Source organism: Microbacterium sp. RG1, from assembly GCF_005347485.1.
Lineage (GTDB): Bacteria > Actinomycetota > Actinomycetes > Actinomycetales > Microbacteriaceae > Microbacterium > Microbacterium binotii_A.
The window spans coordinates 78469-93211 of record NZ_CP034121.1 but is presented as its reverse complement, the minus strand read 5'-3'; the positions used below and the strand labels follow the sequence as shown (position 1 = coordinate 93211).

12 protein-coding genes and 1 riboswitch are annotated in these 14743 nt (G+C 70.7%); of the genes, 5 read left to right on the top strand and 7 right to left on the bottom strand.

Annotation, left to right across the window (positions count from 1 at the left end; translation table 11 throughout):
* Positions 1-15 precede the first annotated feature (15 nt).
* Positions 16-99: riboswitch (ZMP/ZTP riboswitch) on the bottom strand.
* Positions 100-194: 95 nt separating this feature from the next.
* From EHF32_RS00420 to EHF32_RS00405, 4 genes are read left to right on the top strand one after another with little or no spacing between them, the layout of a single operon-like run.
* Positions 195-1688, top strand: coding sequence for a beta-N-acetylhexosaminidase (locus EHF32_RS00420; RefSeq protein ID WP_137416283.1), 1494 nt, complete (start codon positions 195-197; stop codon positions 1686-1688).
* Positions 1685-2833 (top strand): N-acetylglucosamine-6-phosphate deacetylase, encoded by a 1149-nt coding sequence (gene nagA / locus EHF32_RS00415; RefSeq protein WP_137416282.1) that lies wholly within the window; start codon positions 1685-1687, stop codon positions 2831-2833. Before EHF32_RS00420 ends, nagA begins: the two co-directional genes overlap by 4 nt.
* 40 nt (positions 2834-2873) lie before the next feature.
* Entirely contained in the window at positions 2874-3248 is a 375-nt protein-coding gene (locus EHF32_RS00410; protein WP_137416281.1) for a YrdB family protein, read from the top strand.
* The gene (locus EHF32_RS00405) at positions 3245-4609 is read left to right on the top strand and encodes an FAD-binding oxidoreductase (RefSeq protein ID WP_137416280.1); all 1365 of its coding nucleotides are present in this window, start codon (positions 3245-3247) and stop codon (positions 4607-4609) included. Before EHF32_RS00410 ends, EHF32_RS00405 begins: the two co-directional genes overlap by 4 nt.
* A gap of 66 nt (positions 4610-4675) precedes the next feature.
* On the opposite strand, the gene nagB is transcribed toward EHF32_RS00405, so the two are convergent.
* The 6 genes from nagB to EHF32_RS00375 all read right to left on the bottom strand — a co-directional run bounded on the left by nagB (position 4676) and on the right by EHF32_RS00375 (position 10819).
* Positions 4676-5455: a glucosamine-6-phosphate deaminase gene (gene nagB, locus EHF32_RS00400; protein ID WP_137416279.1), complete on the bottom strand. Its 780-nt coding sequence runs from the start codon at positions 5453-5455 to the stop codon at positions 4676-4678.
* A complete protein-coding gene (locus tag EHF32_RS00395; RefSeq protein ID WP_137416278.1) occupies positions 5448-6374 on the bottom strand; it encodes an ROK family protein in 927 nt (308 codons plus the stop codon). The genes nagB and EHF32_RS00395 overlap by 8 nt, the downstream gene beginning before the upstream one ends.
* The gene (locus EHF32_RS00390; protein WP_137416277.1) at positions 6371-7213 is read right to left on the bottom strand and encodes a carbohydrate ABC transporter permease; all 843 of its coding nucleotides are present in this window, start codon (positions 7211-7213) and stop codon (positions 6371-6373) included. The genes EHF32_RS00395 and EHF32_RS00390 overlap by 4 nt, the downstream gene beginning before the upstream one ends.
* Positions 7210-8169 carry a carbohydrate ABC transporter permease gene (locus EHF32_RS00385; RefSeq protein ID WP_238343751.1) on the bottom strand — a complete coding sequence of 320 codons (960 nt, stop codon included), beginning with the start codon at positions 8167-8169 and terminating at the stop codon, positions 7210-7212. Before EHF32_RS00385 ends, EHF32_RS00390 begins: the two co-directional genes overlap by 4 nt.
* Before the next feature lie 121 nt (positions 8170-8290).
* Entirely contained in the window at positions 8291-9559 is a 1269-nt protein-coding gene (locus EHF32_RS00380; protein ID WP_137416276.1) for an extracellular solute-binding protein, read from the bottom strand.
* A 63-nt stretch (positions 9560-9622) separates the two neighbouring features.
* A complete protein-coding gene (locus EHF32_RS00375) occupies positions 9623-10819 on the bottom strand; it encodes an ROK family transcriptional regulator (protein WP_137416275.1) in 1197 nt (398 codons plus the stop codon).
* A 176-nt stretch (positions 10820-10995) separates the two neighbouring features.
* Here EHF32_RS00375 and EHF32_RS00370 point away from each other — a divergent pair, with 176 nt between their 5' ends.
* Positions 10996-12447: a L,D-transpeptidase family protein gene (locus EHF32_RS00370; RefSeq protein WP_137416274.1), complete on the top strand. Its 1452-nt coding sequence runs from the start codon at positions 10996-10998 to the stop codon at positions 12445-12447.
* Positions 12448-12506: 59 nt separating this feature from the next.
* Here the strand turns inward: EHF32_RS00370 and EHF32_RS00365 are convergent, their stop codons facing one another.
* Complete coding sequence (locus tag EHF32_RS00365) at positions 12507-14723, bottom strand: NADP-dependent isocitrate dehydrogenase (protein WP_137416273.1); 2217 nt, start codon at positions 14721-14723, stop codon at positions 12507-12509.
* Between the last annotated feature and the right edge of the window lie 20 nt (positions 14724-14743).

The window sequence follows — 14743 nt, the reverse complement described above, 5'->3', positions numbered from 1 at the left end:
CGGACAGAAGGGTTCCGTATCGGCCCAGGCGTACGGCCGAATACCGTGTCGGTCGCTCCCCGGTGGTCATCCACCTCAACGCCAGTCGCGACGCGATCGAGCATACCGGAAGCGGACAACGGGCACACCTGAACGCACGGTGACGGCGGACGAACGCATGGTGCGCCGGGAACAGGTTTGTTAAGGTTCCTTACATGTCAACCGGCCTCGTCCCGCGACCGACGTCCGTGGCCCTCGGCGACGGCGCCTTCGCGCTGACGGATGCGGTCTCGATCACCGGCGAAGCGGAAGCGGTCGCCCGTCTGAACGCGCGACTGCACCGGCGCACCGGCCTCTCACTCCCCGCCGCCTCGGACGCGCCGATCCGCCTGCGCATCGACGGCGAGGGCGCCGCGGAGTCCTACCGGCTGGCGATCGATGCGCACACGGTCGAGCTCACCGCATCCGATCCTGCAGGCCTCCAACACGGCGTGCATACGCTGCTCCAACTGGTGGCGCCCACGAGGCAGGGATGGGTGTGGCCCGCCGTCGTGATCGATGACGCACCCCGCTTCGCCCACCGCGGGCTGATGCTCGACGTCGCCCGGCACTTCTTCGACGTCGACGTCGTCGAACGCCTGCTCGAGCGGATGGCGGAGCTCAAGCTCAACGTGCTGCACCTTCACCTCAGCGACGACCAGGGCTGGCGGCTGGCGCTGGATTCACGGCCCCGTCTGGCGGAGGCCGCCTCGGGCTCGGCTGCCCTGGGTGATGCGGGCGGCTGCTACTCACGCGCCGACTGGGGACGCATCCTGGATGCGGCGGCCTCGCTTCACATCACGGTGATCCCCGAGTTCGACGTCCCGGGCCACACGCACGCCGTGGGGCTCGCATACCCCGAGGTCGCCCGGCCTCCCGTCGTCACGACCGAGCTCGAGGAGACGGCCGCGGAGTTCGGGGGCGGCCTGCCCGTCGCCGGGCAGGCGTACACCGGCTTCGGCGTGGGCTTCTCGTCGTTGCGGATCGGCGAGGCGGCGACGAGCGCATTCCTGCGCGATGTCTTCACCGAACTGGCCGATCTGACGCCGGGACCGTACCTGCACATCGGCGGGGACGAAGCCCTCGGCACCTCGCGCGACGACTACGCCGCGGCGATCGCGGAGGTCACCGCGCTCGTGGCCTCGCGGCAGAAGACGCCGATCGCCTGGCACGAGGCCGGCACCGCGGCGAACCTCGCGGCCGGCACGATCGGCCAGTACTGGGGCTTCGTGCGCCCCGTCGACGGCGCCGACGAGAAGGCCCGCGGCTTCCTCGAGCGCGGCGGACGCCTCATCCTGTCGCCCGCCGATGCGGTCTATCTCGACATGAAGGACAGTGCGGAGTCCGCGCTGGGCCTCACGTGGGCGAACGGGCCGACGCCGCTGCACCGCGCGTACGACTGGGAACCCGTCGAGGTCGTCTCCGGCATCCGCGAAGAGCAGATCCTCGGTATCGAAGCGGCGCTGTGGACCGAGACGATCCGCACCGAGGACGACATTCAGCAGATGGTGTTCCCGCGTCTCGCGGCCGCCGCGGAAGTGGCCTGGTCGGCGCGCACATCCCGATCGTGGGAGAGCTTCCTCGAGCGCCTGGCGGATCTCGCGACGCGGTGGGATGCCGACGGGCTCGCCTATCGCCGGATCGACGACGTTCCGTGGCGGCGACCATGAGCGTGATCGTCCACTCCGCACGGCTCGTCGACGGCGGCCGCGAGACGCCGGACGGCTGGGCCCGTTGGGACGACGGCCGCATCACGCACCGCGGCACGGGCACCGGCTGGTGCGACCATGACGGCGACACGATCGTCGATGCGCGTGCGCTGGCGGGCCCGGACGCGGTCCTCAGTCCGGGGTTCATCGACCTGCACGGACACGGGGGCGGCGGCCGCTCCTACGAAGACGGACCGGATGCGGTGCGCGCCGCCCGCGCGCTGCATCTCGCGCACGGCACCACACGCGCCGTCCTGTCGCTCGCGACCTCGACCCTCGACGACCTCGTCGACCGACTGCGGATGATCGCGGCCCTGACCCGCACCGCCCCCGACATCCTCGGCTCCCATCTGGAGGGTCCCTTCCTCGCACCGAGTCACCGGGGCGCGCACGCCGGAGACCTGCTGCGCGCACCCGACCCCGAGACGCTGGACGCCCTGCTGGCCGCCGGCCGCGGCACCGTGCGCCAGATGACGCTCGCCCCGGAGCTTCCGGGCGGCCTCGACGCCGTCCGCCGCATCGTCGAGGCCGGCGTCGTCGCGGCCGTCGGACACACCTCCGCCGACGCCCGGATCGCAACCGCGGCCTTCGACGCAGGGGCGACGGTGCTGACGCACGCGTTCAACGCGATGCCCGGCCTCCACCACCGCTTCCCGGGGCCGGTCGGGGCGGCGCTCGCCGACGACCGTGTCGTGCTGGAGATCATCGCCGACGGCGTGCACCTGCATCCCGATGTCGTGCGGATCGCCGCATCCGCCGCCGTAGGCCGCTTCGCCCTCGTGACCGACGCGATGGCCGCGGCGGGCGCCGCGGACGGCGCGTACCGCCTGGGCGCGCTCGAGGTGGAGGTCACGGGCGGCGTCGCGCACGTGGCCGGCACCGACACGATCGCCGGGTCCACGTTGACGCAGGATGCGGCCCTGCGCGTCGCCGTCGCGGCGGGGGTGCCGCTGGTCGCCGCCGTGCAGGCCCTCACCGAGACCCCCGCGCGCGTGCTCGGCCGTGAGGACCTGGGAGCCCTCGAGCCGGGGCGTCTCGCCGACGCGGTGCTGCTGAGCGCCGACCTGCGCGTCGCCCGGGTATGGCTGGGCGGCGAGCCGGTCTGACCCGCCGGGCCGCGTCCGCGCGCCCACGTAGAATGGGCGGGTGAGCACCCCCTCGTCCGCGCCCCTGCCTGCCGGCACGCGCCCCGCACTGTCCGCCCTCGACGTGGTGGCGTTCCTGTGCGAGATCGGCGGCATCGTCGCCCTGGCGATCTGGGGCTTCGCGACGTGGCCGTTCCCGTGGAACCTCGTCGTCGGCATCCTCACCCCCGCCGCCGCCATCGTGCTGTGGGCGCTGTTCGTCTCCCCCCGCGCCGTCTTCGCCGTGCACCCCTTCGTGCGCGCCGTCGCCGAACTCCTGGTCTACGCCGCAGCGACGGCCGCCCTGTGGTCGCTCGGTCTCACCTGGATCGGCATCGCCTATGCCGTGGTCGCGGTCACGGTGGGCCTGGTCGTCGGACGCCGCCGCTTCGCATGACCGCGTCGGTCGTCGACCTGCTGCGTGAGGCGCTCGGCGACCGGATCGACACGACCGGGGCGATGCTCGAGGCCGTCCGCGCCGACAAGTCGGGTCACGCCGCCGACGGCCGCGCCCTGGCCGTCGTGCACGCCGAGAGCGTCGAGGACGTCCAGGTCGCGCTGCGCATCGCCCATGCGACGGGTACGCCCGTGGTCCCGCGCGGTGCCGGCACCGGGCTCGCAGGAGGCGCGAACGTCGGCACCGGCCGGATCGCGCTCTCGCTCGCGCGGATGAGCCGCATCCTCGAGATCCGCCCGGACGACCTGCTCGCCGTCGTGGAGCCCGGCATCATCAAAGCGGACCTCAACGCCGAGCTCGCCCGCCACGGAGTGTGGTGGGCGCCCGACCCCGCGAGCCGCGCCATCTCGACCGTCGGCGGCAACATCGCGACCGGTGCGGGCGGGCTGCTGTGCGCGAAGTACGGCGTCGTGCGCGACGCTGTGCTCGGCGTCGACGTCGTCCTCGCCGACGGTGAGCTGGTCCGGCTCGGGCATCGCAGTGTGAAGGGCGTGACCGGCCTCGATCTGACGTCGCTCATGATCGGATCCGAAGGCACGCTCGGGGTCGTCGTGGGGGCGACGCTCAAGCTGCGCCGCCTCGTCGCCGGGCAGCCGCGCACGCTCACCGCATCCTTCAGCGACGTGCGCGCTGCGGCTGCGGGCGCCGCGGCCGTGACCGCGTCGGGTGTGCAGCCGGCGATCATGGAGCTCATGGATGCGGCGAGCCTCGCCGCAGTCCACGTGCTCCTCTCCCTGCCCGCGCCCACCGGTGGCGAGAGCCTGCTGACCGTGCAGACCGACGGCCCGAGGGCGGCAGACGACGCCGCGCTCATCGCGCAGGTGCTCGAGCACGCGGGCGGGCGGGTGCGCCTCGCCGCGCACGAGACGGAGGGCGAGGCGCTGCTTCAGCTGCGGCGATCGCTGCATCCGGCCATGGAGCGACTCGGCATGACGCTGATCGAGGACGTCTCGGTGCCGCGATCGGCACTGCCTGCGATGTTCGACGAGATCATGCGTATCGAGCGCGACTACGGACTCACGATCCCCACGGTGGCGCACGCGGGTGACGGGAACCTCCACCCGAACTTCGTCTTCGACGGCCCCGAGGTGCCGGACGTCGTCTGGCGCGCGGCCGACGACCTGTTCCGCTCCGCACTGCGCCTCGGCGGCACACTGACCGGCGAGCACGGCGTCGGGGTGCTCAAGCGCCGGTGGCTGCGCGACGAGCTCGGCGCACGTCAGTGGCAGCTGCAGCGCGACATCAAGCGCGTCTTCGATCCCACCGGCATCCTCAATCCCGGCGTCGTCTTCGCCGACTGATCGCCGTCGTGTCCCCCTCGCCGCAACGTTCGAGGGGTGCGATGCGGCACGCGGCGCGCGGAGGGGTCAGAGCCCCTGCCAGTCGGGCTTTCCCTCCCAGCTGGCGCGGTAGTAGTCCGCCAGGCGCAGACGGGATGCGGCCGCCTCATCCACCACGACCGTCACATGCGGATGCAGCTGCACCGCGGAGCCGGGGAGCATCGCGGTGACCGGCCCCTCGAGGGCGCCGGCGACCGCATCCGCCTTCTCGCGCCCGAAGGCGAGCAGCACGAGATGCCGGGCCTCGAGGATCGTGCCGAGACCCTGGGTGATGCAGTGACGCGGCACCTCGGAGGCATCGGCGAAGAAGCGGGCGTTGTCCTCCCGGGTCTGCGCGGTCAGGGTCTTCACGCGCGTGCGCGATGCGAACGACGAGCCGGGTTCGTTGAACCCGATGTGCCCGTCGGTGCCGATCCCCAGGATCTGCAGGTCGATACCGCCCGCCTCCCGGATCGCGCGCTCGTACTCCTCGCCCGCCGTGGCGATGCCCGCCTCACGGCCGTCCGGCACGCGGATGCGGGCCGGGTCCAGGCCCAACGGCCCGACCACCTCACGCGCGATCACCGAGCGGTAGCTCTCGGGGTGCGAGGGGTCCAGTCCGACGTACTCGTCGAGCGCGAACCCGCGCACCCGCGACACGTCGAGGTCCCCGATGCGCTCCCGCAACGCCTCGTACACGGGCAGCGGCGTCGAGCCCGTGGCGAGTCCCAGAACCGTGTCCTCCCGCTTCCGGATCAGCCGGACGATCTCGTCGGCGACGATCGCGCCGCCCTCCTGCTCCGATGCGACGATGACCACTTCAGCCACGTGCGCTCACCTCCTGCTCGATTGCCGTTCCTCCCACGATGGCCGCCCCGACCGCCGCGACCGGTGATCCGGTCGGCAGCACCCGCATGCGATCCGCGAGCCGCAGCGATCGCAGGAACGGGGATGCGGCGGCGCTGCGCTCCAGTTCGACGCGCACTTCGGGGAGCATGCGATCGGCGAGCGCGGTGAGGCCTCCCCCGATCACGACCCGTTCCACGTCGGCCGTCAGCACCAGGATGCGCACGGCCGCCGCGACCGAGCGCGCGAGATCGCGGCGGATGAGGGTGGCGAGCGCATCGCCCGCGTCCGCGCCGTCGAAGACGTCGCGCACCGGGAGGGCTGCGGGGCGTCCCCAGCGGTCGGCGATCGCCGCTCCCCCGGCGAGCGCCTCGATGCATCCGCGGCCGCCGCAGCGGCACGGCGGTCCGGCGGGATCGATACTGATGTGTCCCACCTCGCCCGCGGATCCGCCGGCGCCGCGCCAGAGACGCCCGCCGAGCACGATGCCGGCCGCGACGCCGGTGCCGAGGTTCAAGAACGCGAGGCTCGCGCCGGGCCGCTCCAGCGCCGCGGCTCCGAGCGCGGCGGCCTTCACGTCGTTCTCGACGTGCACGGGCAGTCCCACCCGAGGGGTCACGGCGGCGGCGACATCGAGATCCGCGACGCCGAGGTTGAGCGCATGGGTCACACGACCCGACCCCGGATGCACCTGACCCGGCATCCCGATCCCGACCGACGAGAACTGCGCGGCGTCGATGCCCGCCATGGCGCCGAGTGCGGCCACGGCATCGGCGACGGTCTCCACCACGCCCACCGGCCCCCAGAGCGTCGCGAGCCGCACCGAGGCGAGAACCCGATCTCGGGCATCGACGACCACCGCATCCGTCTTGGTGCCGCCGACGTCGAGTCCGACCCTCATCCCTTCACCGCGCCCGAGACCAGTCCCCCGGTCATGCGGTGCTGCACGATCAGGAAGAAAGCGACGACCGGCAATGCCATCAGGGTGGACGCCGCCATGACCACGGACCAGTCGGTCGCCTTCGTCACCTGCACGAACGCGCGCAGCCAGATGGGCAGGGTCTGCGGGTCGGGACGGGTGAGGATGACGAGTGCGAACACGAACTCGTTCCAGGCCTGGATGAACGCGAACACGCCGGTGGCGACGAGCCCCGGGGCGAGCAGGGGGAATGTGACCCGCCAGAAGGCGCCCGTACGGCTGCAGCCGTCGATCATCGCCGCCTCCTCCAACTCCGCGGGCACGCCCGCGACGAAGCCGCGCAGCGTCCAGATCGTGAAGGGGAGCACGATCGCGATGTAGACGAGGCTGAGGCCGGCGATCGTGTTGACGAGGGCCCAGCCGTCCAGCACGCGGAAGGTGGAGATGATCATGGCTTCCGCGGGGATCATCTGTACGACGAGGATCGCGACGACGATGCTCTTGCGGCTGCGGAACCGGAAGCGCGAGAGCGCGACGGCCGCGAGGAACGCGAACAGCAGAGCGGCGACGAGGGTGATGCCCGTCACCGTCACCGAGGTGCCGAGAGCGCCGAGGAAGCCGCCCTCGCCGAGCGCCGTGGCGTAGTTGCGCAGCGTGAACTGGTCGGGCCAGAAGTGCGGCGTCGCCCCGCGCACGGCGGAGGCGGGCAGCAGTGACGTGTTGATCATCCAGTACACGGGGAACACCGCGCACACGATCACCACCAGGGCGCAGAGATTCAGCAGGACCCGACCGGTGCGGGTGCGTGCGCGCGTGGTCATGCCTCCTCCTGACAGAGCATCGAGCGGATGTAGTAGCCGGAGATCACGAGCATGATCACCACGAGGATGACCGAGATCGCACCGCCGGAGCCGAGGTCGCCCGAGGCCATCGAGACGCTGTAGATGTAGACCCCGATGGTGTTGGTGTCTGCGCGGACGCCTCCGATCGTCTGCAGGGCGTAGATCTGCGCGAACACGCGCAGGTCCCAGATGACCTGGAGGATCAGGAGCACGATGAGGATCGAGCGCAGGTACGGGAAGACGATGAGGCGGAAGCGCGAGAAGGCGCCCGCACCGTCCAGCTGGGCGGCCTCGAGGACCTCGTCGGGCACCTGGCCCAGCCCGGCGTAGACGGAGAACGCCACGAACGGGATCGCGCCCCACGTGATGATGATGGCCGCCACGGCGAAGAAGCTGATCGGGTCGATGAGCCAGCTGTGTCCGGTCCAGTCCGTGCCGGTCAACTGGGTGAGCGCGTAGTTGACGAGGCCGTACTGGGTGTCGAAGATCCAGCCCCACACGATCGTGGCGGTCAGCGCGGGCATGGCCCAGGCGAGCAGCAGCGCGACCGAGACGGCGGTGCGCATGACGCGGCCGAGCTTCGTCATGAGCAGCGCGACGAGCACGCCCAGCACCATGGTCGCCGCGACGCAGACGACGCACAGCGCAACGCTGCGCGCGAGCACCTGCCAGAATCCCGCGTCCGTCAGGACGGCGATGTAGTTGTCGAGCCCGACGAAGGACGGCGGCGCGCCGAAGATCTGCGCACGGCCGAATTCCTGGAACGACATGACGACCATCTGCACGAGCGGCCAGCCGATGAACACGGCGAGCATGACGAGAGCGGGCGACAGGAGCAGAAGCGGGGTGAGCGCGCGGCGACGGCGACGCCGCGGGGCGGGGGGAGGCCCGGACACGGCGACGGTGCCGACGGGCAGCTCGGTGGCGACGGCCACGGTGACTCCTTAGAACGGATAGGGGCGCTTCTCCGTGGGGCGCCCGGTGGCGGGCACCCCACGAAGAACGCAGCGACGAGCCGAGACGACGGACGAGTCTCGACTCGTCGCTGGGGGTGGATCAGCCGTTGAGGATGGACTCGATCTGCTCGTCGGCGGCGGCGGCGAGCGAGGCGACGTCGCCTCCGCCGGCGATGTTGACGAACAGGTCCTGCATGATGCCCTTCGCCTCCACATCCGCCCAGTTCGGCGATGCCGGCGTGAGCTTGGCGTTCGCCGCAGCCGACGCGATGACCGACGCGAGCTCGGGCGTGGCGGCGGCGACCTTGTCGCCCAGCGACGTCTTCGCAGGGACGAGACCCGCCTCGGCCAGGATCGTCTGGTATTCGTCGCTCAGCATGATCTCCAGCGCCGACTTCGCCAGCTCGGGGTTCTTCGACTTGGCCGCGATGCCGACGTTGGAGCCGCCCGCGAACACCTGCGCCGCCCCGCCCTTGGCGCCGGGGAGAGCGAACTCGCCGGTCGTCTCGGCGACCGCGGTCGCCTGCTTGTCCTCATCGGCGACGATCGACCAGTACGCCCAGCTGGGCGCCGAGTAGGTCGCGGACTGCTGGGTGCGGAAGGGCACCCAGCCCTCGGTCTCGTCGCCGTCCTTGGGCGCGAGAGACGCCTTCGTCATCAGCTCCTGCACCTGTTCGAGGCCGGCGATCGACTCCGGGCTGGACAGCTGGGCGTCCCAGCTGCCGTCGCTCTCCTGCACAGCGACCTCGCCGCCGTTCTCCCAGATGAAGGGCAGGCCGTTGTACCAGTCCTTGCCGGGGAAGTAGACGCCCGAGACACCCGGGAGGGCCGCCGCGAGGGTCACGCCGTTCGACACGTACTCGTCGAGGGTCGTGGGCACCGAGACACCCGCCTGCGCGTACTGCGCCGTGTTGTAGAAGACGACCCGTGAGCCCGAGTAGTAGGGCGCGGCGTACAGGTCGCCGTCCCAGCTTCCCGCTTCGACGAATCCGGGCAGCAGGTCCGAGCCGCCGAGTTCGTCCTCGATGTCGCCGAGGCTCAGCAGTGCTCCGCTCGAGGTGAACGCCGGAGCCTGGGTGTTGCCCATCTCGACCACGTCGGGGCTGTCGTTGGACGACAGGCTCGTGGTGAGCTTGTCGACGAGTCCGGTCCACTGCTGCTCCTCGATGACCAGCGTGGAACCGGGATTCTGGTCCTCGAACGTCTTCACGAGATAGTCGCGGGCATCCTGAGGGGTGTCGGTTCCGACGAGCCAGACACGGATCTCCGCGCTGCCGCCGCTCGACGAGCCGCCTCCTGTCCCCGCGCATCCGGCAAGCGCAATCGCCGATGCGCCCATCAGGGCGACGGCTGGGAGGAACTTCTTCATGTGCTGTCCTCTGTTCTTGATGATGAGACCGTGAGCGCCGGCGGCGCTGACGGGGAGGTGATGTCAGGAGACGCCGAGCGTCGCCGACAGCACCATGACGGCCGCACCGCGCAGGACGATGTCCTGGCCCTGCTCCGTCATCCGCACCCGGACGCCCTCGTGGAAGGGGGCGAGTGTCCGCGTGCGGAGGGCCTCGGCGGTGGCCTGCGCAAGCACACCGCCGAGGAGTTCAGGGGGGCCGGAGAGAACGATCTCCGACAGGTCGAGCGCACCCACGACGGGGGCGAGCGCGATACCGAGGCGCTCTCCGGCGTCGCGAAGGACCGTGTCGCGCTCGCTGGGGGCCGCCGCATCCGCTCTGGCCGTCAGCGCCGGCACGGAGAGCCACGCTTCGAGACAGCCCACCTTGCCGCACGCGCAGAGCGGACCGCCGTCGGTGCCGACGGTGACGTGACCGATCTCACCCGCGGCGAAGCGGCTGCCGCGCATCGGCTGGCCGCCCGCGAGCAGGCCCGAGCCGACACCGCTGCCGACCTTCACCAGCAGCACATCGTCGCCGGAGCCGCCGAACGTGTACTCCGCCAGCACGGCGGCGTTGGCGTCGTTGGCGACGAGCACCTCGAGCCCAAGCGCCTCACTCAGCACACCCTCGAGGTCGAATCCGGCCCACCCCATGTTCGGGGCCGTGAGCACGATGCCGCGGTCGTCGATCACGCCGGGAGTGCCGACGCCGATGCCGAGGACGGGAGCCTTCGCCTCGGCCACGAGGCGCTCCGCGAGCGAGATGACGGCGGCCAGGACCTCGGATGCGGCGGCGGGATGCGGGGTCTCGGCGCGCGCGACGATGTCGCCGTCGAGGGTCAGAACCGCACCGATGAAGACGTCGCTGCCGGAGAGGTCCAGTCCGATGATGCGGTGACCGGCGCGGTCGACGTCGACGAGCATGGCCGGCTTGCCGGGGCGGCTGCCCTCGCGCATCCCTTTCTCGACCACGAATCCATCGCCGATCAGCTCGGCCACGAGGTCCGAGATCGTGACGCGGGTGAGCCCGGTCTCCCGCGACAGGTCCGCACGGCTCATCGCGCCGCGGTGGAAGAGCGTCTGCAGCACGAGCGAGCGGTTGTGTCCGCGTGCGTGCTCGGGCAGGACCTTCACTCCGGCGCGCAGGACGCGTCCGGGCGCGAAGGCGCCGCGAGAGGTCGTGTGGGTGTGCGTGGGCTCCGAGAGGGAAGAGCCGCGCTGCACTTCCGATGCAGTCATGTTTGTTAGTACACCTTACGAACAAACATGATGCAAGCACTCTGCGCGCTCGTCACACGACTGTTACACGAGGCCGTGATCGGAACGTTGTCGGAGATCGGACACTGACCACGCCTTTATCAGATTTGCTCGCGTACCCTGGGAAGACACAGCACACGATGCACGGGGGTGATGGTGTGACGGATCTGGCAACCGGACCGCACGCACAGAACGACACGGCGGCGGACGACACCGACGCCGGGTCCGGCGACGGCACGACGCCCGTGTACGCGTGGGCCCCCGAAGAGCCCAAGCCGCGCAAGCGCCACCTCGGGCTCTGGATCGGCATCCCCTCCGGCGTGCTCGCGGTGGCCGCCGTCACGGCGTCTCTCGTTCTCATCGCGCCCGGCACGGCCGTCGCCGGCGTCCCGATCGGCGGCATGACGGTGGGCGGTGCGGCCGACGCGCTGTCCTCCCGCCTCGCCGGCGCCACCGTCGTGCTGAACACCCCCGACGGCGACGTCACCGTGACCGGCGCCGAACTCGGTGCTTCGATCGATGCGCGCACGATCGCGGAGCAGGCCTTCGACGCCCACCCGCTCTGGAACGTCACGCAATGGAACTCCGAGCCGCTCGTCGCCGACGTGACGCTCGATCCCGCCGTCGCCACCGACGCGCTCCGCGAGGCGGCCCCCGGCGCCTACACCGACCCCACCGATGCGACGGTGACCTTCGACGCGGCGACCGCCTCGTACGTCTCAACGCCGGCGACGGCCGGGGAGGGCATCGACCTCGACCAGGTGCGCACGGCCCTCACCGAGGCGTTCTCCTCGGGAGGGGGGAGCACCACGATCGACGCCTCCATCGTGCCCGTGGACGCCGCCATCACGACCGCGGATGCCGAGACCTCGGTAACCCGGTTGAACGGCATCCTCGACACGATCGGCTTCTACGTCGGCGACGAGCGCACTGTTCCCGTCGACCGCGCACTGGCCGCATCCTGGCTGAAGCTCGGAACCGAAGACGGCAGGCTGACCCTCTCGGCCGATGCCGACGCCATCCAGAAGACCGTCGACACGCTGGCTCCCCTCGTCGACCGCGCGCCCGTCGACGCCACCGTCGTGACCAACGCCGCGGGCGATGTCCTCCGCGACCTCACGCCGGGCGCGGTGGGTCGCACGCTCGGCGACACCTCCCAGGTGGCCGACGACTTCGCCGCTCAGCTCGCCGCCGGCGACGCCGCCTACCAGCTGCCCGTGACAGAGGCTCCCTTCACGACGACCGCCCTCCACCGCTACTCCGACGTCAACCTCAGCACGCAGCGGGCGACCTTCTACGAGAACGGTCAGGTCGTGAACAGCTGGCCGATCTCGTCGGGCCTCGGTGCGAATGCCACGCCGACGGGTGAGTTCACCGTCTTCGCCCACGTGCGCATGCAGGACATGGGCTGCACGCCCACCTCGACCTACTGCACGAAGGATGTCCCGTGGGTCACGTACTTCGCCCCCGACATCGGCTTCCACGGCACGTACTGGCACAACAACTTCGGCAGCCCGATGAGCCACGGCTGCATCAACATGCCGATCGATCAGGCGGCCTGGGCCTACGAGTTCCTGTCCAAGGGGTCAGAGGTCTCGGTCCACTACTGAGTCGCACAGACGAAGAAGGGGCCGGATGCGGATGCATCCGGCCCCTTCTTCGTGCGACGTCAGATCGCGTCGATGATGCGGTTCAGGGTCGCGGACGGACGCATGACCTCTTCGACCAGACGCGGGCTCGGGTGGTAGTAGCCGCCGATCTCGACGGGCTTGCCCTGCACCGCGAGCAGCTCGGCGACGATCGTCTCCTCGGCCGCCGCGAGCTCCTGCGCGATCGGCGCGAACACTCGGGCCAGCTCCGCATCCGCCGACTGCGCGGCGAGCTCCTGCACCCAGTAGAGCGCCAGGTAGAAGTGGCTGCCGCGGTTGTCGATGGTGCCGAGGGCACGACCGGGCGACTTGTCGTTCTCGAGGAAGGTGCCGGTCGCAGCATCCAGCGTGTCCGCGAGCACCTGCGCGCGGACGTTGCCGGTGAAGGTCGCGAAGTGCTCGAAGGACGCGGCGAGAGCGAAGAACTCACCCAGCGAGTCCCAGCGCAGGTAGTCCTCGGCCAGCAGCTGCTGCACGTGCTTGGGCGCGGAGCCGCCGGCGCCCGTCTCGAAGAGTCCACCGCCCGCGAGCAGCGGGACGATCGAGAGCATCTTGGCGCTCGTGCCGACCTCGAGGATCGGGAACAGATCCGTCAGGTAGTCGCGCAGGACGTTGCCGGTCACCGAGATGGTGTCCTGCCCCGCGCGCAGGCGCTCGAGCGAGAACAGCGTCGCGTCGGTCGGCGCGAGGATCTCGATCTGCAGACCCTCGGTGTCGTGCTCCGCGAGGTAGGTGCGCACCTTGGCGATGAGCTGGGCATCGTGCGCGCGGCCCTCGTCGAGCCAGAACACGGCGGGCACGCCGGTGGCGCGGGCGCGGGTGACGGCGAGCTTCACCCAGTCGCGCACGGCGATGTCCTTGGTCTGCGTGGCCCGCCAGATGTCGCCGGCCTCGACCGCGCTCTCGAGCACGACCTCACCCGCCGAGGTGACGACCTGGACGACACCGGCGGAGGCGATCTCGAACGTCTTGTCGTGGCTGCCGTACTCCTCGGCAGCCTGCGCCATGAGTCCCACGTTCGGGACGGTGCCGATCGTGGCGGGGTCGAGCGGACCGTGCGCGATGACGTCCTCGATCACGGCCTGGTAGACGCCGGCGTAGGACGAGTCGGGGATGACCGCGAGCGTGTCGTCCTCGCCGCCGTCGACGCCCCACAGCTTTCCGCCGTTGCGGATGAGCGCCGGCATGGATGCGTCGACGATCACGTCGGAGGGCACGTGCAGGTTCGTGATGCCCTTGTCGGAGTTGACGTACGACAGGCGCGGACCCGACGCGATCGCCTGTTCGAACGCGGCGGCGATCTCGTCGCCCTTCTCCAGACCCGAGAGCCCGGAGAGGATCGCTCCGAGACCGTCGTTGGGCGTGAGCCCCGCGGCCGCGAGCTGGTCGCCGTAGCGGGCGAACACATCGGCGAAGAACGCCTTCACGACGTGGCCGAAGATGATCGGGTCGCTGACCTTCATCATCGTCGCCTTGAGGTGCACCGAGTACAGCACGTCTTCGGCCTTGGCCGTCTCGAGCGTCTCGGCGAGGAAGGCGTCCAGCGCGGCCGCCGACAGGAACGTGGCGTCCACGATCTCGCCCGGGAGCACCTTGAGGCCGGACTTCAGCACGGTCTCGGTGCCCGCCGCATCCACGTGACGGATGGTGAGGGTGTCGTCATCGGGCGAGACCCAGGAGATCTCGTTCGAGCGGAAGTCGTCGTGCCCCAGAGTCGCGACGCGGGTCTTCGAGCCTTCGGCGAACGCCTTGTTGCGGTGCGGGTGCTTGCGCGCGTAGCTCTTCACCGCGCCGGGGGCACGGCGATCGCTGTTGCCCTCGCGGAGCACCGGGTTGACCGCCGAGCCCTTGATCTTGTCGTAGCGCGCGCGGACGCTCTCCTCCTCGACGCCGTTGGGCTCGTCGGGGTAGTCCGGGATGTCATAGCCCTGAGCCTGCAGCTCGGCGATGGCGGCCTTGAGCTGCGGGATCGATGCCGAGATGTTCGGGAGCTTGATGATGTTCGCCTCCGGCAGCGTCGCGAGCGCGCCGAGTTCGGCGAGCGCATCGCCGACGAGCTGCTCGGGGGTGAGCTGCTGCGGGAAGGCGGCGAGGATGCGACCGGCGAGCGAGATGTCGCGCGTCGCGATCTCGACCCCCGCCTGGCCGGCGACGGCGCGGACGATGGGAAGGAAGGATGCGGTGGCGAGCGCCGGAGCCTCGTCGGTGTGCGTGTAGATGATCGTGGAATCAGGCACGGATTTGTCTCTCCATAGAG

Excerpts from the sequence above, each read along its gene's own strand:
- EHF32_RS00420 (WP_137416283.1), top strand. The coding sequence starts at position 195 with ATGTCAACCGGCCTCGTCCCGCGACCGACGTCCGTGGCCCTCGGCGAC.
- nagA (WP_137416282.1), top strand. The coding sequence starts at position 1,685 with ATGAGCGTGATCGTCCACTCCGCACGGCTCGTCGACGGCGGCCGCGAG.
- EHF32_RS00405 (WP_137416280.1), top strand. The coding sequence starts at position 3,245 with ATGACCGCGTCGGTCGTCGACCTGCTGCGTGAGGCGCTCGGCGACCGG.
- EHF32_RS00395 (WP_137416278.1), bottom strand. The coding sequence starts at position 6,374 with ATGAGGGTCGGACTCGACGTCGGCGGCACCAAGACGGATGCGGTGGTC.
- EHF32_RS00390 (WP_137416277.1), bottom strand. The coding sequence starts at position 7,213 with ATGACCACGCGCGCACGCACCCGCACCGGTCGGGTCCTGCTGAATCTC.
- EHF32_RS00380 (WP_137416276.1), bottom strand. The coding sequence starts at position 9,559 with ATGAAGAAGTTCCTCCCAGCCGTCGCCCTGATGGGCGCATCGGCGATT.
- EHF32_RS00375 (WP_137416275.1), bottom strand. The coding sequence starts at position 10,819 with ATGACTGCATCGGAAGTGCAGCGCGGCTCTTCCCTCTCGGAGCCCACG.